Here is a 21312-nt window from a genome sequence, read left to right as displayed (position 1 = left end):
CTTACTTAATTAAACTCAAATTGGTAGAGCAGATCGACGGCACTATCTAGCCCCGAAACCGCTTCTAAGTAGAGATCTTTCATTAGGCGATAGCGCACCGTAAATTCCCCGACTGAGTCAAAAATCCCTACCCCATATTTAACTTGCAACCCCGGCAGAACATAGCCGCTGACCGTTACTTGCGACTCATCACCAGAGCCTGCAGTATCCAGTTGCAAATCTTGCACGCCAAACGCTTCACCGAGCTCACCAACCACTTTACCACTCTTGGCAAGGCTCAAACCGATCAGTGTCGTGGTCATCGCATTACCACCCGATTCGCCATCAATATCTTGCCCGCGCAGCAGGTAAGAAAGAGCATTAGCTTGCGGCATGGCAGGATCAGAGAAAATGGTTAACTGCGGCTCATCGGCAGGTCCTGTCACTTTGACCCCGGCAGTCACATCATCTTGAGTATTATCCGGGTTACGGATCGCTGTGATTTGCACATATGGCTGATCCGCTGGGCCATTCATTAAGATCTTGCCTTCAGTGATCAGCAAGTCTTGCCCAAACGATTTATAAGAACCATCTTCCACATTGACTTCACCGACAATAAACGGACCTTTGTTCTTCTGCGTAACATTTAACTCACCAACTAGACCGCCCTCAAGCCCAAAGGCAGACAGTTTAAAGTCGTCACCAATCTTAATATTAATGTTGGTTTCAATATCAAACGGCACTACAGTGTCTTCTTTGATTGGCTTGCCCTTGGCATCAACGATGACTTGGTCTTTTGACACACTCACCGCACTTGGTGGCAGTTCATCAATCACAATTCGTCCCCATGGTAGGGCGATCTTACCATCAATACGGGCATGCTTCGGTGAAGCTGAAATAGTCATATCCGGCATCACTTTTACTTTCACCATCGGTGGTACTACAACCTTCAGCTCATCAGCAAATACCCGCATTTGACTGCGCCAATCTTGCAGATCTTGCCAATTCGCATCCCCCGTCACTTTCAACTCTCCATCAGGAGTTTGTAGTGCTGCATTCAAATCCGCTTGATAGCCACTAAAATTAATGGTTAATCCACCAGAGTCGACTTCAATCGGTGAAATGTCGCCATGTAACAACATATCATCAATCTTAAACTGACCATTGACCTGTGGATGTAGCAGTGGTCCAGAGATCTTCAAGTCGGTCTCAATATTGGATTTAAGCTGGCTGTATTCCCCAACCAATACATTGAGAAAATCGAGGTTGAATGTTCCCAGAGCTAAACGAGCATCGATCTGTTTATCTTGCGCTTGAATATCTGGAATGGTCATCTCACCACTGATGTCACCATTGTCGGTCACATCAAATAACCAATTCGCTTGTAACTTACCATCAGCAATAGTGCTATCGAGTTTGACACTATCCCAACCAAACACTAGCGGTTGCTCTAAGCGTTGCGTCACCGAGCCCTTGGGGAGGCTAATCGAGGCTTTAAGCTCTGGCGCTTTACCTGGAGCCCATTTCGCCCACACCAATCCATCTAGAGAGCCTGCAAGTTGTGTTTTTTGCGGCACAAACATCGCCAACTGCTTAAAATTAAATTGGTTAATCGATAGCTGAGCTTCACCACTAGTACCTACTTCAATATCTTTGTCTAAACAAATATTGGAGTTGTCCTGACGCCAACAGTGAGCGGCAACAAACGCCTGCTGCGTTGCCATATCAAAGCCAAGGCGAGTCGCCTCTTCAAGACGCCACTCACCTTGCTCGCTGAGAAAATCCACGCGCTGCAGCTGCCCTATCCATTTTAGCTCTGGCTGCATAACAAGATTGCCACTCAGCGCTAGGCTCGCCTTTAAAAGTTGAGAGTTAATATCCAACGTGACTTCATGGGCTTGTTCTGTCCCAGCTGCTTGCAACGTCACATCATCAATTTCAGTGCCTTGGTAATTGGCACCTTTAACGACGAGTGTTGCCTTGCCGTGCGGCGCGGGTAACGGCACAACATCACCAGTTAACAGCAGTGATTCCACTTGCGCTTCACCACGCCAATCAATCTTATTCACCGCTAGATCTGCCACGACTTTCGGTTCGGCAAGCTTGCCGCTCATTTGAATCGTGCCAAAGGCACTGCCCTTTAACTCCGGAACCGATTTGGCTAACTCAGGCAGATTCAGGCGTACATCCATATCCCACTGCTGTTCTAACATGCCGTTGGCTTCAATCGAATTTGGACCATGTGATAAAACTAACTTGGGCGTTTGCAATGACAGAATGCCTTTGCCTTTACGATCGGAGACATCCAATGAACCGACAATATTGAGTGGGTATTGACGCAAAATACCATCAATATCCAACATCGGCAGTGAGACTTGCCAACCACCTTGCTTGGTTAAGCTACCAGTAGTGCTTAACTTACCGCTAATATTGCCTTCCGCTTGTTGCCATTGCAGCCCGGGCTGAATATTGTCGAGGGTAAGAGCGGCAGACCAATTAAGCGGAGCTTGCCAATTGACCATCGCTTGCCCTACTACCGAGCCACCTAAACTCTTAATATCCAGCGAACTCAACGTTAGCTGGGATAAATCGCCCTTACCTTTCAAGTCGAGCGCAACATCTGGGATTTGCTGACCTTTCGCTTGCCCTTGCAGTTCGACGTTGTAGCCTTGCAACGATCCTTTGCCACTAAAACTCGTAACATCCGCTTGGTAATCTGCCGTACCACTCAATGGCCACTGCGCTTTCAATTGATCGACTGTGATGGCAAATGGCACATCCGGATCTAACGGCTCTACATTCGCTTCGATATCTGCGGTGATGAGTTTGCGCAGTTTGGCTTGTAAGGCTAACTTCTCAACACTGCCATCCGCACTTAATTCCACCTGCTGACCTTTAACCGGATCGATACCCAGCGTGGCTTTAACATCTAGCTTAAGCGGATAGCCTTGCTTTAATGTCACTTTGCCTTTGAGCTCGCCCGTAACCTCCGGCATATCCAACTCTAAGGTTGAAACCGTCACATCATAGCCGGCTGCAATCGCCGATAAACCTAAGTGCTTAACGATCACCGGAGAAACTTGATCGAGTTTAAATTTATTCACATCTAACCGCGACAACTCGATGGCCAGTGGCAGCTCAACATCGGGTAATACAATCGCACTCGGCTCAGTGTTCTTTGAGGTGTCTTGAGGCGCAGGCTCATTCGTCGAGGGCGCGAGTTTGATGTAAGGATCGTAGAGTAAGGTTTTATCTACCTTTAAGCGGTTACCTTGAAACAGCAGTCCTGTCTCGAAAACTCGCCACTGGATTTGATTTCCCAGTACATCAAGATCTATATCTTCGAACAAAACTTTGCTTACGCGAATTGGGATTGGCGTTGTAATAGCACCGGTCGAACTGTTATCTGGCTCGCTGGTTTCGCTCGCTTGCGGCAATTGAGTTAAAGAAAACTTAACGCCTTGTAGCGCCACCTCATCAACACACAGACTAGGCTCCGTTAGACATGCCGCCCGAACAGCCAATGTGAGCGAGTCAATCGATGTATCAACATGCAATTGTTCATCTTGATAGCGCACTTGCTTTAAGGTGAAACGCGGGAAAATCGCCCCTTGATATTCACCGACTTGGAGCTGCGGAACGAATCGCTCGGAAGTAGAAAGCACCACGCCAAGCCCGGTGTGGGTAAACAGCAAAAAGCCCAGTGTTAGCAGCAGCGCCAACACTAAGCCTAACACAGACAAAGACAGCCACTTTGACCACTTTAATACCATCTTGGTCATAGCTCTGGACCTAACGTAAAGTGCAATTGAAACTCATCGCCCGGCGTTGCATCTAGCCCCCAAGCAAAATCTAAACGAACTGGACCAACCGGCGATGCCCAGCGGATCCCAACCCCGACACCACGTTTAAAATCCGGAGTGTCATTAAACGCATCACCATAATCGTAGAACATCGCACCCCACCAGTTACCGACCAAGCGGTAGTTGTATTCCAGTGAGGTCACAGCGACAAACTTAGCACCAGTAAGCGCGCCACTGCTATCTCGTGGCGAGATCGACTCGTAGCCATAACCACGCAAGTTATTGTCGCCACCAGCAAAGAAACGCAATGAAGGTGATAACTTATCAAAGTCATCAACTAAGTTAGCACCGCCGCCAAAACGTAAAATACCGCGATGGTTTTCTCCGGCACTACGAATCCACGACATACCACCAATTAAGCGCAGCACTTCCGTTTCTGACATCGCTTTAGGGTTACCATATTCAACCGTCAATGTTTGTTTATCACCCCAGCTCGGCATTGAGCCACCACGCGCACGGGTACGGTTAAACGAAATCCCGGGTAAGAGGAACTGGGCATTATCATCTTGAATACCTTGCTCGTAGTTTTCCAGCAAGTAACGAATAAATACCGTGCGATGCCAACCATTATCGAGCGTCCAATGCCGCTCTAACGCCAGATTCGATTCCAAACTTTTGGTGTCCCGGTTATCGACGTTTTTCATACCATATTGAATACGATAGTAATCGTTTAAAACATCTTCTAACGGGATGCGATAACCAGCAGTAATAGTCTGTTCAGGTTGCGAGAGCGAAAAACTACTATCGAAGCTGTGCCCGCGTGAATTCACCCAGGGTTTTTTCCATTTCAGCGAACCTCGCACTCCAACGTCTGTTGAGTAACCAATACCAGTTTCCAGCTTGTTGCGCGCTTGCGGGGCAAGCGAGACCTTGATCGGCAACTCACGCCCTTTACCGAGCATAGTTAAATCAGGCTCAACAAATACCGACGAGAACCAATCGGTATTAGAAAGGTTTTGGTTGTACTCACCCACTTGGGTCACCAAGTACGGCTCACCTTTTTTGTATGGCTCTAATGAATGGACGCGGTCTTCTTCGATTTGGCTACCAGTTATCATGGTATCACCGAAGTGATAACGTATCCCGCTGTCATAATGCAGTTTGATATAGGCTTGGTTGAGCTCGGGTGACACCTCTAAACGGTTAAGAGTGAAGTCACCATCAAAATAGCCTTTTTGCAAAGCAAGATTGCGGATGCCTGACTTAAGTGAGTCGTAGGCTCCGTGATTGAGGCGTTTACCTATTTTCAAGCCGCTATTTTTAACTAAATCGGCAAAATCTGGGTCTTGTTTGGCTTCACCGGCAAATTCAATATCGAGCTGCTTGATCAACGTCGGTGTACCCGGAGTAACCTTAACCGTCAGCTTGTCGCCTTTATCAGATACATGAAAATCAAACTGAGGATGGTAATAACCTAACGCATTCAAAGCTTCAGTAATATTACGCTCTAAGCGAGCTTGGAAACGCAATGAAGTGTCGTACTCTTTCTGCGGAATTGAGGAAAGATAAACATTTACGTTTTCTTCTACTTTGCCTTTTAAGCCCTCAATCGATAGCTTCACGCCACTCGCCATCGCTACACAGGGCATGCATAGCAAAGCAAGGACAAGAGCTAATGGCTTTTTAATCATGGACTTTTGGCACTTTTGTTACGTATTGTTTGTACTAAATGATAACGTGAGTTATCAAATTCGTCTGTAGGAAAAAGGTTAATTTCCCGGTCTTGTTTAGAACAATTAGAGTAAGGAAAGTCGTATGTTAGATAAACAAACCCTTGTAACACCTGAGTTGGCTTTGCCTGGACGTAGCCAAGAGATGCTGATTGATGACACGCATTTTGTTAACGGCAGTCAAATTAAAGCTCCGCTGACAGAGCACCAACAGGAGATTCTATTTGGCATGGGCTGCTTCTGGGGAGCAGAGCGACTCTTTTGGCAAATCGATGGCGTGATAAGTACCTCGGTTGGCTATGCTGGTGGCTACACATCAAACCCAAGTTATGAAGAAGTCTGCAGCGGACAGACCGGGCACGCTGAAGTTGTACGTGTGGTGTTTGACGAGCGCCAGGTCTCACTACAAAGCTTGCTGCATAAATTTTGGGAGCGTCATGACCCCACTCAGGGAATGCGCCAAGGCAATGATAGAGGCACACAATATCGTTCAGTGATTTACACCTATGATTCAGCGCAACACGCACTGGCAAAACAAAGCCAAAGTGATTACCAAGCCTTGCTCGGCAATAGCGTCATCACTACTGAAATCGCACCAGCAGATCACTACTATTTTGCCGAAAACTACCACCAGCAATATTTAGCAAAAAATCCCAACGGTTACTGTGGTTTAGGCGGTACTGGCGTGTGTTTCCCTCCACAGCCATAGTCGACCATGGTCTGGCTAGTGAAACTGAGATTTGAGTATATACTTTAGTTTGTCTACGCATTTAGCATGACTAAAACAGGAAGAAAATAATGACAAACAAAACTCTACTTGCGCTGGCTATTGCATGCTCTCCAATGTTTGCTTCAGCACACAATCTCACTGTTGGTGAGACTCTACCGAGCGTTGATATCGCAGCGCACGGTGAGATTCTAGTGAAAAATAATGACATGGTTTATCAAGCTTGGAGCAGCAACGACATGCTTGGTAAAGTGCGTGTCGTACAAGCTATCGCTGGCCGCAGCAGTGCCAAAGAGATGAATGCGCCACTAATGGCGGCGATCACCGCGTCAAAGTTCCCAACTGATAGCTACCAAACCACCACCATTATCAACCAAGATGATGCCATCTGGGGTACGGGCTCATTCGTAAAATCATCGGCTGAAGATAGCAAAGTCGAGTTCCCATGGTCTTCAATGGTGCTCGATGAAGAAGGTGTTGCCGCTAATAAGTGGCAACTAGCAGCGGAATCTTCGGCGATTGTGGTACAAGACAAGCAAGGTAAGATCTTGTTTGTTAAAGAAGGTCAGCTTTCAGCAGGTGAAATTCAGCAAGTTCTTGAGCTAATTACACAAAATCTGTAAGGATTTAAATTTATCCTGACGTTTGTAAGCGGAGTTGTTATAGTATAACAACTCCGTTTTAGTTGGATTGATGACCGTGATATCTCGCTTTAGTTTATTGTCACTGCGCAAGCTGATGGTTGTACTTTGTACAGTCATGCTGTTGCTATGGACAAACTTAGCGGTCATTCATCACCAACTGGATTTGGATATTTCCCATCACGAGCACCATCACTGTCAGCTATTTGCTAGCGTCGTGCATGGCGCCAAGTCGAGCGCAACCGCGCAACTTATCAACTTCACCAACGAACCTCCACCTTCGCTTGCTGTATACCAATACCTCGAGGTTCCGGTGATCGCGCAAATTGCTCGCGCACCACCTAAGCTTATCTAAATACAACTGATTTACTCTTTGGTACTGATTCGGTACCACGAAATCTCACAACTGTTTGTGGGTATCGCGACATATTTTGATAAGTTCTAGGAAAATAAAATGAACAAGTTTTCTCCGATTGCTCTCGCCCTTGGTTTAGTTTTTGCTCATTCTGCTATCGCGGAAGAAGGCTTTCGTCAGCATGACGCTCATGTGCATGGTGAGGTAGAGTTTAATATTGCTCAAGATGGTAATGAGCTACTTTTAGAGATCACCGCGCCTGGCGCTGATGTTGTTGGTTTTGAGCATGCACCTGAAAACGATGCGCAAAAGCAGGCATTGGAAAAAGCCGTTGCACAACTTAAACAGCCAACTGACGTCCTCACCCTTAGCGCTGCAGCGGGATGTAAGATTGAGCATGTCTCGGTAAGTCACACTCTTGGCGAAGATGAGCACCACGACCACGACCACGACCACGACCACGACCACGACCATCATGATGATAAGCATCATCACGAGCATCAAGAAAAACATGCTGACCACCATGAGCATGACGCACACAGTGACCATGACGATCATCACGGACACGATGAGCATAAGGGGCATGATGACCACGCAGGGCACGATCATGAAAAAGGTGGGCACGGTGAATTTACCATCGAATATCACTACCAGTGCGCTGACATCAGTAAATTACAGCAGATTGATACGGCGTGGTTTAGCTTATTCCCAAGCACAGAGAAAGTACGCGCCAACGTACTGACTGACAAGGCGCAAACTGCGCTAGAGTTAAACGCAAAAAACAGCACGATTAAGCTGTAATTGCTAATGAGCTTGGCAATCATGCCAAGCTCTTTTGTCATTGATTTTGATTGGAAGACTCAATGGATAACACCGCTTTTCAGCAGGTGATTCACCTCCAAAATGTGCAGTTCACTTGGGCGAATAACCCAAGCCCGACGTTAGTGATTGACCAACTACAAGTACAACGTGGCGAGCACTTATTTATTAAAGGTCCAAGTGGCTGTGGCAAATCCACCCTACTTGGGCTTTTGACCGGTATTAACCAAGCTCAAAATGGCAGCGTTACGATCCTTGGTGAGGATCTTAGTCAGCTGAGCAGTAGGCAGCGTGACCGCTTTCGCGCCGACAATATTGGCTATATTTTCCAGCAGTTCAATCTACTGCCTTACCTAAGTGTGATTGATAATGTCACCTTGCCTTGTCGCTTCTCTAAGCAGCGCCTAACAAGAGTTGCAGCACCACTAGAGCAGCGAGCAGAAGAGCTACTAACTAAACTGCACCTAAGCCCAGCCTTGTTACACAAGCCGGTGGTTGAACTCAGTATTGGTCAGCAACAACGTGTCGCTGCCGCGCGCGCTTTGATCGGCAACCCACCATTAATCATTGCCGATGAACCCACTTCGTCGCTGGATCATGACAATCGCACTGCTTTTATCGAGCTGTTACTTGAGCAAGCTAATCAAGTTGACGCAACCTTAGTGTTTGTTAGCCATGATCCAACCTTAGAGCCGCTGTTTGATCGCAATATCGATCTGCGCCAAGTCAACCAAGCTGGGGAGTTAGCATGAGCCCGACCTTAATGTTGGCGTGGAAAAGCGTTAACAACCGCCGCCTAACGGCATGTTTAACTATTTTAACGGTTGCCGTCTCACTGGTACTGTTACTTGGCGTCGAACGTATTCGCACCCAAGCTAAAACCAGTTTTGCCAATACCATCTCCGGCACCGATCTAATTGTTGGCGGGCGATCAGGGCAAGTGAACTTACTGCTCTATTCCGTCTTTCGGATTGGCAATGCCACCAACAACATCGACTGGAAGAGTTTCGAGGAGTTCAGCCAGCATCGCTCGGTAGATTGGACCATCCCGCTATCTCTTGGTGATTCGCACAAAGGCTTTCGCGTTCTAGGCACTAACCATAGCTACTTTGAACATTATCGTTACGGCAACAAGCAAAATCTCGAATTGGCGCAAGGTCGCCCTTTTACCGGCTTATTTGAAACTGTGATTGGCGCCGATGTGGCGAAAAAGCTCGGCTATCAAATTGGCAGTGAAATCATTATTGCTCATGGCATTAGCGATGTCGGTTTTAGCCGCCACGATAATTTACCGTTTAAAGTAGTGGGGATTTTTGCTCCAACAGGCACTCCGGTAGACAAAACCGTGCATGTTTCACTCGAGGCGATTGAAGCGATCCATGTTGGCTGGGAGTCAGGGGCAAGACTTGGTCCTACGCCAACAGCCGAGCAGCTTGAACAACATAACTTTCAGCCCAAACAGATCACAGCAATGTTGATCGGTCTTAAGTCGCGCATTCAAACTTTTGCCCTGCAACGCCAGATCAATACCTACCCACAAGAGCCACTGAGTGCCATTTTACCTGGTGTCGCCTTACATGAGTTGTGGGGCATGATGTCAGTTGCCGAGCAAGCATTGATGGTGGTTTCAGGCTTTGTTGTCGTTGCTGGCTTACTAGGCATGCTCTCGAGCCTACTCACAAGTTTGCAAGAACGACGCCGCGAAATGGCAATCCTGCGAGCAATGGGAGCCAGACCAAGACATATCTTTAGCTTATTGATCCTCGAAGCGAGTGTCTTGACCTTCGTAGGTATTCTGGTCGGCATCACTATGCTCTACGGCATTCTGGCGCTAGTCGGTCCGTTTGTAACGCAAAACTATGGTATCCAACTGCCACTAGTGATGCTCTCTAATCATGAATTCGCTTTGATCGCTGCGGTGCAATTTGCCGGTACAGTGATTGGCATTTTCCCCGCGCTGCGAGCCTACCGTCAGTCTCTCAGTGATGGTATGACGATACGTGTGTAATTAGGTGTAAAAATGAAAAAAGTAATCGTGCTGCTTTGCTCTTTATTTAGCTTAGCGCTTCCACTCACTACCCTAGCAAGTGACGATACCTTAACCTTAGATTGGATTGATTTGATCCCTGAGTCGGAGCGTAATCAGTTTGATTCCATGGGGATGCCAATGATCACTGACCACTCTGGCGGCGCCATGCAGCAATCAAAAGTGGGAACGGTGCGTCAGGAGCTTAGTGGTAGCAAAGTCAAAATACCTGGCTTTGTAATTCCACTGGAAGGGGATGATGAAAAGATCACTGAGTTTTTGTTGGTGCCTTATTTTGGCGCGTGTATCCATGTACCGCCACCGCCACCGAACCAGATCATTTACGTTAAATTCCCATCAGGTGCACCAATACAGCAGCTTTGGGATGTCATTTACGTAATAGGGACCTTAAAAACAGAGACGCTCAACCATGAGCTGGCAGAAACGGCTTACCTTATCGAAGGCACCGAGATTGCCGAATATGATGACTACTAGAATTTAATTAACAATTTAACAACCTGTTAATCTTCCTTGTTATATCAGGTATCTAGAGAGATACACTAGCACTGCAACATAAACCAGTAGCAGCAAGGCGATTGACAGGTGTTTTTTTAGTTTATTATCAAGCGAAAACTTCATGTACACCTCACTAATCACGATAACAACTTTAACAAATTATTATCAATTGAGATAGTGAATTTTGCTTAACGCCCTCACATTAGTTTCTCTGGCAGCAACCGGTTGAACGCGGTACAGTTATATACCCAAGTGCGCATAAGATTTTAGGCAAACATTACTGTTGGTTAAGGTAACATCATGTCTGAGAGCAACAAACCCGTCACCCTTGAACACGAGCCGAAAGCGGATAGTCGTCAGGAAAAAAAATCCAGCTACGTCAAAGATAGTGCCAGTCGCGTGCTGCATATTGCCCAAGCTCATGGCTTAGACGCATTACTGCAAAAAGAATCGCCACAAAAGCCTGCCTTGGAGCGAGCGCTACTACGTGAGCGCCGACGCCGCGAGCAAAGACAAAAGAACCTCGAGCAAATCCTCAAACTCGCTCATGTCTCATGCAGTGACGAAACAGCCGGAGAGCCTGACCAAGATTGGCTGTACCGCTTCTTTGACATGGCGCAAGAGGTACATAACCCCGCGATGCAACGTCTATGGGCACAAGTCTTTAAGCGTGAAGTGACCAACCCTGGCTCAACCTCGATGAAGGCGCTTAAGGTGCTGCATGATATGGCGCCTAAAGAAGCGCAAATTCTGCAGCGCGCTGCCTCGCTCGCGTGCAGTTTTGGGCATGATAGCAGTCGCAAACTACTGGTTGGGTTTCGTGCTCAAGGCGGATTATTCAGCTTTGGCAAACGCACCATCACCAACAATATCAATGTTGGTAGCTTCCAACTGCCCTACTCCAGCCTCTTAGTTTTGTTTGAACTCGGCTTGATGCATGGTACCGAATTAGAGTCTGGTGAAATTGAACTCGATTCAGCCCTGCCTATGATTTATCAAGGTAAGAACCTATCGCTGCAAGTACATGGTAAAGGCGTGAGACTGCTCTATTATCGCTTCTCACCAACCGGTAACGAGCTGTGCAAATTGCTCGGCAACAAACCCAATACACAGTACTACGATCAACTCGTCGCGTTATTAGGGCAAAAATTTACCATTCAAACCGAAGTAAAGAGCACGGTTCATCATACGGTGTAGCGAAGAGCGGAACGCAAAGCGAGAGCAGAAAGCAGGAACGCAAAGCAAGGGCTTTGCTTCGGGATGCGGGAACGCTCAGCGGGCTGAGCTACGAACAGAGCCTAAAACCTAGATTTAAGAGTTGAAATACGAGAGTTGAGAAAAAACGCCAGCATGTTACTGCTGGCGTTTTTATTTACTGAGGATAACTGACGCTGAAGGCAACAACGCTGTGGCGTCAAATATGCACATCCTTCACCAATAACCAAAATAGTTGATGTTGCAGCTAGGCGACAAAAAAATCCGCCCTAGGAGCATAGAAAACTATGTGACTAGGATGCATTTATGCAGTCAACAACGCTGCAGCGTCAAATATGCACATCCATCAACAATAACCAAAATAGTTGATGTTGCAGCTAGGCGACAAAAAAATGCACCCTAGGAGCATAGAAAACTATGTGACTAGGATGCATTTATGCAGTCAACAACGCTGCAGCGCCAAATATGCACATTCATCAACAATAACCAAAATAGTTGATGTTGCAGCTAGGCGACAAAAAAATGCACCCTAGGAGCATAGAAAACTATGTGACTAGGATGCATTTATGCAGTCAACAACGCTGCAGCGTCAAATATACAGGTTATTACGCTTTGAACGCTTTAAATGCGTTAATCAAACCATTGGTTGAGCTATCGTGAGAGTCGATCGCAGACTCATCAGCAAGCTCAGGTAGGATTTGGTTTGCTAGCTGTTTACCTAGCTCTACACCCCATTGGTCAAAGCTGAAGATATTTAGGATCACACCTTGTACGAAGATCTTATGCTCGTACATCGCGATCAAGTTACCTAGTGTGCGCGGAGTGATCTGCTTAACTAGGATTGAGTTAGTTGGGCGGTTACCTTCAAATACTTTGAATGGTACTAGTGATGCCGCTTCTTCTTCCGTCTTGCCTGCTTTGATGAATTCAGCCAGTACTGTTTCAGCTGTTTTACCAAATGCTAGAGCTTCTGTTTGTGCGAAGAAGTTCGACATTAGTTTTTGGTGGTGATCGCCTGCTGGGTTGTGGCTAATTGCTGGAGCAATAAAGTCACATGGGATCAGCTTAGTACCTTGGTGGATTAGCTGGTAGAACGCGTGCTGACCGTTAGTACCTGGTTCACCCCAGATAATTGGACCTGTTTGGTAAGTTACTGCATTACCGTTACGGTCAACGTATTTACCGTTTGATTCCATGTTACCTTGCTGGAAGTACGCCGCGAAACGGTGCATGTACTGATCATAAGGTAGGATCGCTTCGGTTTCTGCGCCATGGAAGTTGTTGTACCAAATACCGATTAGCGCCAAGATCACTGGAATATTGCTTTCTAGATCTGTTGCAACGAAGTGGTTATCCATCTCGTGCGCACCATCTAGCAGCTCAACAAAGTTGTCATAGCCTACAGATAGAGCGATTGAAAGGCCGATTGCTGACCATAGCGAGTAACGGCCACCAACCCAGTCCCAGAACTCAAACATGTTGTCGGTGTCGATACCAAATTCAGATACCGCTGGCGCATTAGTTGAAAGCGCTGCGAAGTGCTTAGCAACGTGCGCTTGATCTTGCGCAGACTCTAGGAACCAGTCACGCGCAGTGTGTGCGTTGGTCATGGTTTCTTGAGTTGTGAAGGTCTTAGACGCGATCAAGAATAGCGTCGTTTCTGGGTTTACATTCTTCAATGTTTCAACGATGTGGGTACCATCAACGTTAGAAACAAAGTGTAATTTCAGGTGGTTTTTGTATGGTGCTAGTGCTTCAGTCACCATGTAAGGACCTAGGTCAGAACCACCGATACCGATATTCACGATATCTGTGATTGCTTTGCCAGTGTAACCTTTCCATTCACCGCCAATTACGCGCACAGTGAACGATTTGATTTTCTCAAGAACCGCATTTACTGCTGGCATTACGTCTTCGCCATCAACCATCACAGGTTTGTTTGAACGGTTACGTAGTGCAGTGTGTAGTACTGCACGACCTTCAGTTTGGTTAATCGCTTCACCACTGAACATCGCTTCAATCGCAGATTGAAGATCCGTTTCTTTTGCTAGGGCAAAAAGATGTTGTAACGTTTCTTCATTGATTAGGTTTTTTGAGTAATCGATAAGAAGATCGTTACCAAAACGAGTAGAAAACTTGTCAAAGCGTGCTGCATCGCTGGCGAACAACTCAGTTAAATCCATATCTTGAGCAGATTCAAAATGTGCTGTTAACGCTTTCCACGCTTGAGTTTGCGTTGGGTTAATATTTTTCAACATGGTCTCTATTCCGATGTTACAGTAGGTTTTATTCCTTAGTTTAGACAAACTATGGAATCCCCGATTTTAAGCAAAAAAATTTGGTTCTGAGCTAGATGTTTGGGCTAAATGCGCTAAAACAAGAGCTTGTAATTTTTTTTCATAGGACAATTATGGCTCAGCCCTTTGTGAATCACATTGAGTTATATCACGTTCAATCGCTTAGTTCATGTCCGTTCTATTTTGCAACCCGTGTCAATAGCCTAGCCAGCCTGAGCTAAATTACCAAATAATAGAGTAAGGAAAGATTATGTGGTCACAGAAAAGCATCACTTTACGCGCCAAACCGCGTGGTTTTCATCTTATTACTGATGAAATTGAACAACAGTTACCGCAGATAGATACTATTTCAGTAGGTTTATTACATCTATTTATTCAACATAGCTCGGCAAGTTTAACCATCAATGAAAATGCCGACCCGACCGTACGCGCGGACATGGAAAAGCACTTTAATCATTATGTGCCTGAACGTGCCCCTTACTATCAACACACCTATGAAGGCGACGATGATATGCCAGCGCATATCAAAGCCTCGACCTTAGGTTCGAGCGTCACCATTCCAATCAGTCATGGTCGACTCGCTTTGGGAACCTGGCAGGGTATTTACTTAGGAGAGCATCGCGATCAAGGCGGTAATCGCCGCATCATCGCGACTATTCAGGGTGAGTAACCCAGCCAGCGAGGATTGAACTAGGCGATAAAAACGACAAAGGGAGCAAATGCTCCCTTTAGAAAATCAGTTTGAATAGACCATATCGACACGCGGTGTCAGTTTGGTCACCAACTCATACGCGATAGTGCCAATATGTGCGGCGACTTCTTCTGATGGTAACTCTTTACCCCAGAGGATCACTTCATCACCGACTTTATCGGTGGCATCAGGACCTAAATCGACGCTAAGCATATCCATGGAAACGCGACCAGCAATAGGCGCTTTGCGACCATTAACAAACACCGGTGTGCCATTTGGCGCAGTGCGCGGATAACCGTCACCATAACCAATCGCAATCACGCCCACTTTGGTATCATGTTCGCTCGTCCAATTACCACCATAGCCAACGCTTTCACCCTTTTTCACTTCGCGCACCGCAATAATGTGAGACTTTAAGGTCATTACCGGTAAAAAGCCTAGCTCTGCTGCTGATTTATCAGCAAATGGCGACACACCATACATAATGATACCTGGACGCACCCAGTCTAAGTGACTTTCAGACCAAGCCAATACGCCGGCTGACGCGGCAAGAGAACGCTCGCCTTTACAACCATCAGTCAACGAACGGAACAGTTCAATTTGCTCATGAGTGGTGGCTTTTTCTAGCTCATCAGCACTGGCAAAGTGACTGATATAACGCAGCGGTTGAGCGACATTTTCACACGCTTTAAGACGGGTAATAAAATCATCGAGTTGTTCCGGACGCACGCCTAAACGATGCATTCCACTGTCGATTTTCAGCCACACTTGTACTGGCGTTTCTAAAATAGCATTTTCCAATGCTTCAAGTTGCTCAACACAGTGCACTGCGGTTTGAATATTATTAGTAACCAATACTGGCAAATCACCCGGCGAGTAAAAACCTTCCAACAATAAGATAGGTTTTACAATGCCAGCAGCGCGTAACTGTAACGCTTCTTCAATACGTGCAACGCCATAAGCATCCGCCGCATCAGCATTACTGGCGATCTGATTTAAGCCATGACCATAACCATTGGCTTTAACAACCGCCATCATTTTACTGTTAGGAGCTTGCTGCTTTAGTTGCTGCAAATTGTGCTTCAGCGCGGCGAGATCGACGTGAGCGGTCGCCGCCTTCATATAACTCATATTATTACTCGTCATCCATATCAAACGCCGGACCCGCGTAGTTATCGAAGCGTGAATATTGCCCTTGGAACGTCAAACGGACCGAACCGATAGGACCGTTACGTTGCTTACCAAGGATAATCTCTGCGGTGCCTTTCATCGAACTATCTGGGTTATACACCTCATCGCGATAGATAAACATGATCAAGTCGGCATCCTGCTCGATAGAGCCAGATTCACGTAGGTCTGAGTTCACTGGACGTTTATCAGCACGTTGCTCTAGGGAACGGTTGAGCTGAGACAGCGCCACTACAGGCACGTTCAGTTCTTTCGCCAGTGCTTTGAGTGAGCGAGAAATTTCGGCGATCTCTAGAGTACGGTTATCGGATAGCGCTGGCACACGCATTAGCTGCAAGTAGTCGACCATGATAAGCGATAAACCACCATGTTCACGTGCAATTCGGCGAGCACGTGAGCGCACTTCAGTTGGTGTTAAACCTGAGCTATCGTCGATGTACATGTTTTTCTTCTCCATTAGGATACCCATGGTCGAAGAAATACGCGCCCAATCCTCATCGTCTAATTGACCGGTACGGATCTTGGTTTGGTCAACGCGAGACAAGGATGCCAACATACGCATCATGATCTGTTCTGATGGCATCTCGAGTGAAAAGATCAGCACTGGCTTGTCTGACACCATGGCGGCGTTTTCACATAAGTTCATCGCAAAAGTGGTTTTACCCATCGATGGACGCGCGGCAACAATCACCAAATCCGAACCTTGCAGACCTGCGGTCTTCTTATTCAGATCGGTAAAGCCCGTATCTACCCCTGTCACGCCATCTTGTGGCGACTTGTACAGCAGCTCAATACGCTCGAGGGTTTTCTCTAGGATGTTGTCGACGTTTTGTGGACCATCACTTTCTTTAGTGCGCGACTCGGCAATGGCAAATACTTTGCTCTCAGCCAAATCAACTAAATCTTCTGAAGAACGACCTTGTGGATCATAGCCAGCATCAGCAATTTCATTTGCTACGCCGATCAGTTCACGTACCACAGCACGCTCAGCGACGATATCGGCATAGGCATTAATGTTGGCAGCACTTGGGGTGTTTTTTACCAAGTCAGCAAGGTAGGCAAAACCACCGACATCTTCGAGATTTTCATGCAGCTCGAGATATTCAGACAGGGTGATCAAGTCCAGCGGTTTGCTGTCTTCGAGAATACGCTGCACCGCTTCAAATATAATGCGATGTGGGCGACTATAAAAATCACGCGCGACAACTCGCTCGGCAACCGTATCCCAACGCTCGTTATCCAGCAACAGACCACCAATTACTGATTGCTCAGCCTCTAACGAGTGTGGTGGTGCTTTGATTGCATCAACTTGTGCATCAGGTTTATTACGTCTGCGATTATCCGCTCTGTTCTCTGCCATGGTTCTGCTCAACTACTTTCTATGACCGATCATTATAGCGAGAATCGAACGCTTGTCTTCCATTGCTACAAAGATTGTCGTCTTGTTGCAATAATTAACCTACCCTTGACCGATTTGCAGTGCGTTACTATTACCATTTCATGCTATTTTAACCGCCCGCTTATTTTGATGACGACGAGGATCTGTGTGACAAGAGTTTGGTTGGCCTGTTTTGGTTTATTAAGTGCTACATTTGCGCACGCCCATGAAACGGACACCGCTAGTGACATTGATGTCCCATCGCCGTGGAAGAGTGAAGTTGAGTTTGGTTACCAAGCTCACTCAGGCAACTCTGAATCTGAATCCCTCAACTCGCGCATTGACGCTGAGTATATTCGCGGGCGCCACCGTACCAGCGGTGAATGGAAATTTTACCTGCTGTACAAAGATGGCGAAGAAGACAAACGCCAATCAAGCTACAGTGCGCAGACCGACTATAAGCTCAGCCCTAAGACTTACTTATACGGCAGCTTTAAAGGCGTTGACTCTCGCTATAGTGCCTACTACCGCGACTATACCTTATCAGGCGGTTTGGGTTATCAGTTTGCCAATACCGAAACCTTCGTATTGGAGCTCGAAGTGGGACCTGGTTACCGCTATCAAGAACCCAACTTAGATGAGCTTGATGACGACGACATTATTTTCCCGGACATCGTAGAAGAGGCGATTTTTCGCGGCAAGATAAACTCACGCTGGCAAGCTCTAGATAACTTAGCCTTCGAAGCGACCATGACGCTGGTCTCTGGTCATAGCAATACGCGTATCGATACTGATGCTAGTGTGATCAACGCCATTACCGAAGATATTGCGCTCAAGCTAGCTTACTCACGCCAGTATCATGACCGCGTACCAGAGGGCTTAGAGAACTCAGACAGCATTTTTTCAGTTAACCTGCTGTTCGCTTTCTAACTTCAACCTTATTCAGGACGGTATGCAGGCATAAAAAAAGCACCTCAAAGAGGTGCTTTTAAAATACGTCTTGATACTGATATTAGTCAGCAGCAACAACTTGTAGGTTAACTGTAGCGAAAACTTCAGAGTGAAGTTGAACGCTGATCTCGAACTCACCAGTTGTACGTAGAGCGCCTTCAGGAAGACGAACTTCGCTCTTAGCAACTGCAACGCCAGCAGCAGTAACTGCGTCAGCGATGTCACGAGTACCGATAGAACCGAATAGTTTACCTTCGTCACCAGCTTTAGATGCGATAACAACTGCTTCTAGAGCGTTAACTTGCTCTGCACGTGCTTCAGCAGCAGATAGTTGCTCAGCAACTTTAGCTTCTAGTTCAGCACGACGAGTTTCGAACATTTCAACGTTAGCTTTAGTAGCCATAACCGCTTTACCTTGAGGGATAAGGAAGTTACGAGCGTAGCCAGATTTAACGTTTACTGTGTCGCCAAGACCACCTAGGTTACCGATTTTATCAAGTAGAATAACTTGCATTGTTTAATCCTCTTTCTTAATAAACCGACCGATTACTGATGCTTGTCAGTGTACGGTAGTAGTGCTAGGTAGCGTGAACGCTTGATAGCGCGAGCTAGTTGACGTTGGTATTTAGCGCTTGTACCAGTGATACGGCTAGGAACGATTTTACCAGCTTCAGTGATGTAGTTTTTAAGAGTTGCTACGTCTTTGTAATCAATCTCTTGTACGCCTTCTGCAGTGAAACGGCAGAATTTACGACGACGGAAGAAACGAGCCATGGGCTATCTCCTGATCTTAAATTTGAGTAATGTTGTCGGCATGCAACACTAATTTACCTACGCCATTTCGGCCGGTTTGGTAAGCGACAAAGCCCCCTACCTTAATGTTACTGCCTTGTACTAAGTTTTGAGTGAATGCTGTTGACCTTGCCCCACTGACGACGACTGGCATACGACAATAAACTTGGCGTGGTAAGTCGGCTTCAATTACAGTGGAACGATGTTCTAACCAAAAACGGCAGTGCTCGATTCCACTAGGGCTTTTTGAACGAATCGGAGGCTTAGCAACAGTGCCGCTCAGCTCCATTCGATTGGTCATACAATCAATTACTCAGCTGCAGCTTCAGCACGCTCTTCACGCTTAGCAGAACGTTCTTCTTTCTGTTTAAGCATGATTGATGGCTCAGTGATAGCCGCTTTAGTACGCATGATCATGTTGCGTAGAACTGCATCGTTGTAACGGAAAGCAGTTTCTAGCTCATCGATAACAGCTTGGTCAGCTTCAACGTTCATTAGAACGTAGTGAGCTTTGTGAAGCTTGTTGATTGGGTAAGCCAGTTGACGACGGCCCCAGTCTTCTAGACGGTGGATAGTACCGCCAGCTTCAGTGATTGAACCAGTGTAACGCTCGATCATGCCAGCAACTTGCTCGCTTTGATCTGGGTGCACCATGAATACGATTTCGTAATGACGCATGTGTTGCTCCTTACGGATTATTCAGCTTCCACAAATGGCTCGGTCATCCAGAGGAAGCAAGGAACGAAAGATAATTGACCGAGAATTTAAGAGCACGAATAGTACAGAAAGAGAGCAGTTTAAGCAAGCAAAATGTAATGGTGAGAAAAGAAGGGGAAAACAAGCAGATAAATCGACTGCGCCCGCACAGACGAGCGCATTTTGAAAAGGTTTAATCGTCGTCATCTTCGTCGACGAACTGTGCCTGTAGATAGTTTTGAATGCCGGTCATTTTAATCAGACCTAGCTGAGTCTCTAGCCAATCAACATGTTCTTCTTCATCTTCGAGAATATCTTGAAACAGATCGCGTGAGACGTAGTCATGCACATCTTCAGCGTAAGCAATCGCCGCTTTGAGATCCGGAATCGCCATCATTTCTAGCTTTAGGTCGCATTCCAACATCTCTTGGGTATCTTCACCAATCATCAATTTACCTAGGTCTTGTAGGTTGGGAAGCCCCTCTAAAAACAGTATGCGTTCAATCAGATGATCGGCATGATTCATCTCATCGATCGACTCATGATATTCCTTATCCGCAAGATGCTTTAAGCCCCAATCTTTATACATACGGGCATGAAGAAAGTACTGATTGATGGCAACGAGTTCATTGCCGAGTATTTTGTTGAGATGTTGAATGATGATCGGGTCGCCTTTCATAGAGAGTTCCTCCTTGTTGATTCATTTAACTGTAGATGCGATCAACAAAGAGTCAAAAAGGCGAAGCCCAGTTTTAACTGGCCTGCTTATACATTTGTGGTGCCGTTTCGTTGAGAATTTGCTTTGCTTGCTTAACACACTTTCCACATTGTGAGCCAAGTGCAGTGCAGCGTCTAATGCTACGCATGTCTGCCATGCCTTCTTCTAAAACTAACTGTCTGATTTTTTTATCTGACACACCATGACAAAGGCAAACGTACATTTCTAACCCCAACAACAACTGCTTAAGCAACAATATAAACAAGAATAGTTCTTACTACCAGTTAGATTTATAAAATTGTTAATGCCAATTTGTTATATAAAAATCGGCAAATTAAACAGCAGAAAGCCTAGAGTAGAGAAAAAGCGGGAGGTAAGAGAAGTGAGAGCAGATAAGCGTTTGTTTTACCTAAATGCGTAAGAATAGGCAGTGAGACAAATGACGCTCTGAGCATATAACCAAAATGAAAAAGGGAAGCCTAAGCTTCCCTTTCTCTAGATGCGCATTCTTCTAATGAAGAAGTGTGCTAGATTTCATTTAATTCTTAAGAATTAAGCGAAGATCTTAGCAACAACACCAGCACCTACTGTACGGCCGCCTTCACGGATCGCGAAACGAAGACCTTCGTCCATTGCGATTGGTGCGATTAGCTCAACAGTCATTTGGATGTTGTCGCCTGGCATTACCATTTCTACGCCTTCTGGTAGAGAGATATCACCAGTTACGTCAGTTGTACGGAAGTAGAACTGTGGACGGTAGCCTTTGAAGAATGGAGTGTGACGACCACCT

At 46.3% G+C, this 21312-nt stretch carries 22 protein-coding genes; 10 read left to right on the top strand and 12 right to left on the bottom strand.

All coding sequences use genetic code 11. The features are described from left to right. Window positions 1–5: 5 nt before the first annotated feature. Window positions 6–3761, bottom strand: a complete 3756-nt coding sequence (tamB, locus tag DPF93_RS12965) for an autotransporter assembly complex protein TamB (protein WP_114766567.1) — start codon at window positions 3759–3761, stop codon at window positions 6–8. Further along, on the bottom strand, window positions 3758–5473 hold the full coding sequence (gene tamA, locus DPF93_RS12960) for an autotransporter assembly complex protein TamA (RefSeq protein WP_114766566.1): 1716 nt from the start codon (window positions 5471–5473) through the stop codon (window positions 3758–3760). The genes tamB and tamA overlap by 4 nt, the downstream gene beginning before the upstream one ends. Window positions 5474–5597: 124 nt before the next feature. Between tamA and msrA the strand changes: the two genes are divergently transcribed. The 8 genes from msrA to DPF93_RS12920 all read left to right on the top strand — a co-directional run bounded on the left by msrA (window position 5598) and on the right by DPF93_RS12920 (window position 11793). Continuing rightward, the gene (gene msrA, locus DPF93_RS12955; RefSeq protein WP_114766565.1) at window positions 5598–6221 is read left to right on the top strand and encodes a peptide-methionine (S)-S-oxide reductase MsrA; all 624 of its coding nucleotides are present in this window, start codon (window positions 5598–5600) and stop codon (window positions 6219–6221) included. An 89-nt stretch (window positions 6222–6310) separates the two neighbouring features. Beyond that, window positions 6311–6862, top strand: coding sequence for a YtfJ family protein (locus DPF93_RS12950; protein WP_114766564.1), 552 nt, complete (start codon window positions 6311–6313; stop codon window positions 6860–6862). Window positions 6863–6932: 70 nt separating this feature from the next. After that, complete coding sequence (locus DPF93_RS12945; RefSeq protein ID WP_244204723.1) at window positions 6933–7235, top strand: DUF2607 family protein; 303 nt, start codon at window positions 6933–6935, stop codon at window positions 7233–7235. A gap of 99 nt (window positions 7236–7334) precedes the next feature. Then, complete coding sequence (gene zrgA, locus DPF93_RS12940) at window positions 7335–8036, top strand: zinc uptake protein ZrgA (protein WP_114766563.1); 702 nt, start codon at window positions 7335–7337, stop codon at window positions 8034–8036. A 62-nt stretch (window positions 8037–8098) separates the two neighbouring features. Beyond that, a complete protein-coding gene (locus tag DPF93_RS12935; protein WP_114766562.1) occupies window positions 8099–8806 on the top strand; it encodes an ABC transporter ATP-binding protein in 708 nt (235 codons plus the stop codon). Beyond that, complete coding sequence (locus DPF93_RS12930) at window positions 8803–10062, top strand: ABC transporter permease (protein ID WP_114766561.1); 1260 nt, start codon at window positions 8803–8805, stop codon at window positions 10060–10062. Before DPF93_RS12935 ends, DPF93_RS12930 begins: the two co-directional genes overlap by 4 nt. Before the next feature lie 12 nt (window positions 10063–10074). Next, entirely contained in the window at window positions 10075–10575 is a 501-nt protein-coding gene (locus DPF93_RS12925; RefSeq protein ID WP_114766560.1) for a DUF3299 domain-containing protein, read from the top strand. A gap of 321 nt (window positions 10576–10896) precedes the next feature. After that, window positions 10897–11793, top strand: a complete 897-nt coding sequence (locus tag DPF93_RS12920; protein WP_114766559.1) for a TIGR03899 family protein — start codon at window positions 10897–10899, stop codon at window positions 11791–11793. A gap of 623 nt (window positions 11794–12416) precedes the next feature. Here the strand turns inward: DPF93_RS12920 and pgi are convergent. Then, window positions 12417–14069 (bottom strand): glucose-6-phosphate isomerase, encoded by a 1653-nt coding sequence (pgi, locus tag DPF93_RS12915; RefSeq protein ID WP_114766558.1) that lies wholly within the window; start codon window positions 14067–14069, stop codon window positions 12417–12419. Between the two features lie 289 nt (window positions 14070–14358). Here pgi and DPF93_RS12910 point away from each other — a divergent pair, with 289 nt between their 5' ends. Continuing rightward, complete coding sequence (locus DPF93_RS12910) at window positions 14359–14778, top strand: secondary thiamine-phosphate synthase enzyme YjbQ (protein WP_114766557.1); 420 nt, start codon at window positions 14359–14361, stop codon at window positions 14776–14778. Between the two features lie 66 nt (window positions 14779–14844). Here the strand turns inward: DPF93_RS12910 and alr are convergent, their stop codons facing one another. Next, window positions 14845–15930 (bottom strand): alanine racemase, encoded by a 1086-nt coding sequence (gene alr / locus DPF93_RS12905; RefSeq protein WP_208638789.1) that lies wholly within the window; start codon window positions 15928–15930, stop codon window positions 14845–14847. Between the two features lie 4 nt (window positions 15931–15934). Then, the gene (locus DPF93_RS12900) at window positions 15935–17347 is read right to left on the bottom strand and encodes a replicative DNA helicase (protein WP_114766555.1); all 1413 of its coding nucleotides are present in this window, start codon (window positions 17345–17347) and stop codon (window positions 15935–15937) included. Between the two features lie 186 nt (window positions 17348–17533). Here DPF93_RS12900 and DPF93_RS12895 point away from each other — a divergent pair, with 186 nt between their 5' ends. Beyond that, window positions 17534–18295, top strand: coding sequence for a DUF481 domain-containing protein (locus tag DPF93_RS12895; RefSeq protein ID WP_208638788.1), 762 nt, complete (start codon window positions 17534–17536; stop codon window positions 18293–18295). An 82-nt stretch (window positions 18296–18377) separates the two neighbouring features. Here DPF93_RS12895 and rplI read toward each other — a convergent pair whose 3' ends face one another. From rplI to DPF93_RS12855, 7 genes are all read right to left on the bottom strand, one after another. Beyond that, the gene (gene rplI, locus DPF93_RS12890) at window positions 18378–18830 is read right to left on the bottom strand and encodes a 50S ribosomal protein L9 (RefSeq protein ID WP_114766554.1); all 453 of its coding nucleotides are present in this window, start codon (window positions 18828–18830) and stop codon (window positions 18378–18380) included. 32 nt (window positions 18831–18862) lie between these two features. After that, window positions 18863–19090 carry a 30S ribosomal protein S18 gene (rpsR, locus tag DPF93_RS12885; RefSeq protein WP_000090472.1) on the bottom strand — a complete coding sequence of 76 codons (228 nt, stop codon included), beginning with the start codon at window positions 19088–19090 and terminating at the stop codon, window positions 18863–18865. Between the two features lie 16 nt (window positions 19091–19106). Then, complete coding sequence (priB, locus tag DPF93_RS12880) at window positions 19107–19409, bottom strand: primosomal replication protein N (protein ID WP_075652512.1); 303 nt, start codon at window positions 19407–19409, stop codon at window positions 19107–19109. A gap of 8 nt (window positions 19410–19417) precedes the next feature. Further along, window positions 19418–19786, bottom strand: coding sequence for a 30S ribosomal protein S6 (gene rpsF, locus DPF93_RS12875; protein ID WP_075652511.1), 369 nt, complete (start codon window positions 19784–19786; stop codon window positions 19418–19420). Between the two features lie 211 nt (window positions 19787–19997). Then, window positions 19998–20483 (bottom strand): bacterioferritin, encoded by a 486-nt coding sequence (gene bfr, locus DPF93_RS12870; RefSeq protein ID WP_114766553.1) that lies wholly within the window; start codon window positions 20481–20483, stop codon window positions 19998–20000. Window positions 20484–20556: 73 nt separating this feature from the next. Further along, window positions 20557–20745 carry a (2Fe-2S)-binding protein gene (locus tag DPF93_RS12865; RefSeq protein ID WP_114766655.1) on the bottom strand — a complete coding sequence of 63 codons (189 nt, stop codon included), beginning with the start codon at window positions 20743–20745 and terminating at the stop codon, window positions 20557–20559. 329 nt (window positions 20746–21074) lie between these two features. Further along, window positions 21075–21312 (bottom strand): EF-Tu C-terminal domain-related protein (locus DPF93_RS12855; protein ID WP_483050732.1); only part of this gene is annotated, 238 nt, incomplete at its 5' end.

The sequence above is a fragment of the Vibrio rhodolitus genome, from assembly GCF_003350325.1.
GTDB lineage: Bacteria > Pseudomonadota > Gammaproteobacteria > Enterobacterales > Vibrionaceae > Vibrio > Vibrio rhodolitus.
Note: the sequence above shows the minus strand (reverse complement) of the source record. Positions and strands in the feature narration are given on the sequence as shown.

What these genes read in the sequence shown, in the direction of transcription:
- DPF93_RS12900 (WP_114766555.1), bottom strand. Translation starts at nt 17,347, where the DNA reads ATGGCAGAGAACAGAGCGGATAATCGCAGACGTAATAAACCTGATGCA.
- tamB (WP_114766567.1), bottom strand. Translation starts at nt 3,761, where the DNA reads ATGACCAAGATGGTATTAAAGTGGTCAAAGTGGCTGTCTTTGTCTGTG.
- DPF93_RS12865 (WP_114766655.1), bottom strand. Translation starts at nt 20,745, where the DNA reads ATGTACGTTTGCCTTTGTCATGGTGTGTCAGATAAAAAAATCAGACAG.
- tamA (WP_114766566.1), bottom strand. Translation starts at nt 5,473, where the DNA reads ATGATTAAAAAGCCATTAGCTCTTGTCCTTGCTTTGCTATGCATGCCC.
- pgi (WP_114766558.1), bottom strand. Translation starts at nt 14,069, where the DNA reads ATGTTGAAAAATATTAACCCAACGCAAACTCAAGCGTGGAAAGCGTTA.
- DPF93_RS12930 (WP_114766561.1), top strand. Translation starts at nt 8,803, where the DNA reads ATGAGCCCGACCTTAATGTTGGCGTGGAAAAGCGTTAACAACCGCCGC.
- DPF93_RS12945 (WP_244204723.1), top strand. Translation starts at nt 6,933, where the DNA reads ATGACCGTGATATCTCGCTTTAGTTTATTGTCACTGCGCAAGCTGATG.
- priB (WP_075652512.1), bottom strand. Translation starts at nt 19,409, where the DNA reads ATGACCAATCGAATGGAGCTGAGCGGCACTGTTGCTAAGCCTCCGATT.
- DPF93_RS12925 (WP_114766560.1), top strand. Translation starts at nt 10,075, where the DNA reads ATGAAAAAAGTAATCGTGCTGCTTTGCTCTTTATTTAGCTTAGCGCTT.
- DPF93_RS12935 (WP_114766562.1), top strand. Translation starts at nt 8,099, where the DNA reads ATGGATAACACCGCTTTTCAGCAGGTGATTCACCTCCAAAATGTGCAG.
- rpsR (WP_000090472.1), bottom strand. Translation starts at nt 19,090, where the DNA reads ATGGCTCGTTTCTTCCGTCGTCGTAAATTCTGCCGTTTCACTGCAGAA.
- rplI (WP_114766554.1), bottom strand. Translation starts at nt 18,830, where the DNA reads ATGCAAGTTATTCTACTTGATAAAATCGGTAACCTAGGTGGTCTTGGC.
- rpsF (WP_075652511.1), bottom strand. Translation starts at nt 19,786, where the DNA reads ATGCGTCATTACGAAATCGTATTCATGGTGCACCCAGATCAAAGCGAG.
- DPF93_RS12920 (WP_114766559.1), top strand. Translation starts at nt 10,897, where the DNA reads ATGTCTGAGAGCAACAAACCCGTCACCCTTGAACACGAGCCGAAAGCG.
- msrA (WP_114766565.1), top strand. Translation starts at nt 5,598, where the DNA reads ATGTTAGATAAACAAACCCTTGTAACACCTGAGTTGGCTTTGCCTGGA.
- bfr (WP_114766553.1), bottom strand. Translation starts at nt 20,483, where the DNA reads ATGAAAGGCGACCCGATCATCATTCAACATCTCAACAAAATACTCGGC.
- alr (WP_208638789.1), bottom strand. Translation starts at nt 15,930, where the DNA reads ATGAGTTATATGAAGGCGGCGACCGCTCACGTCGATCTCGCCGCGCTG.
- DPF93_RS12950 (WP_114766564.1), top strand. Translation starts at nt 6,311, where the DNA reads ATGACAAACAAAACTCTACTTGCGCTGGCTATTGCATGCTCTCCAATG.
- DPF93_RS12910 (WP_114766557.1), top strand. Translation starts at nt 14,359, where the DNA reads ATGTGGTCACAGAAAAGCATCACTTTACGCGCCAAACCGCGTGGTTTT.
- zrgA (WP_114766563.1), top strand. Translation starts at nt 7,335, where the DNA reads ATGAACAAGTTTTCTCCGATTGCTCTCGCCCTTGGTTTAGTTTTTGCT.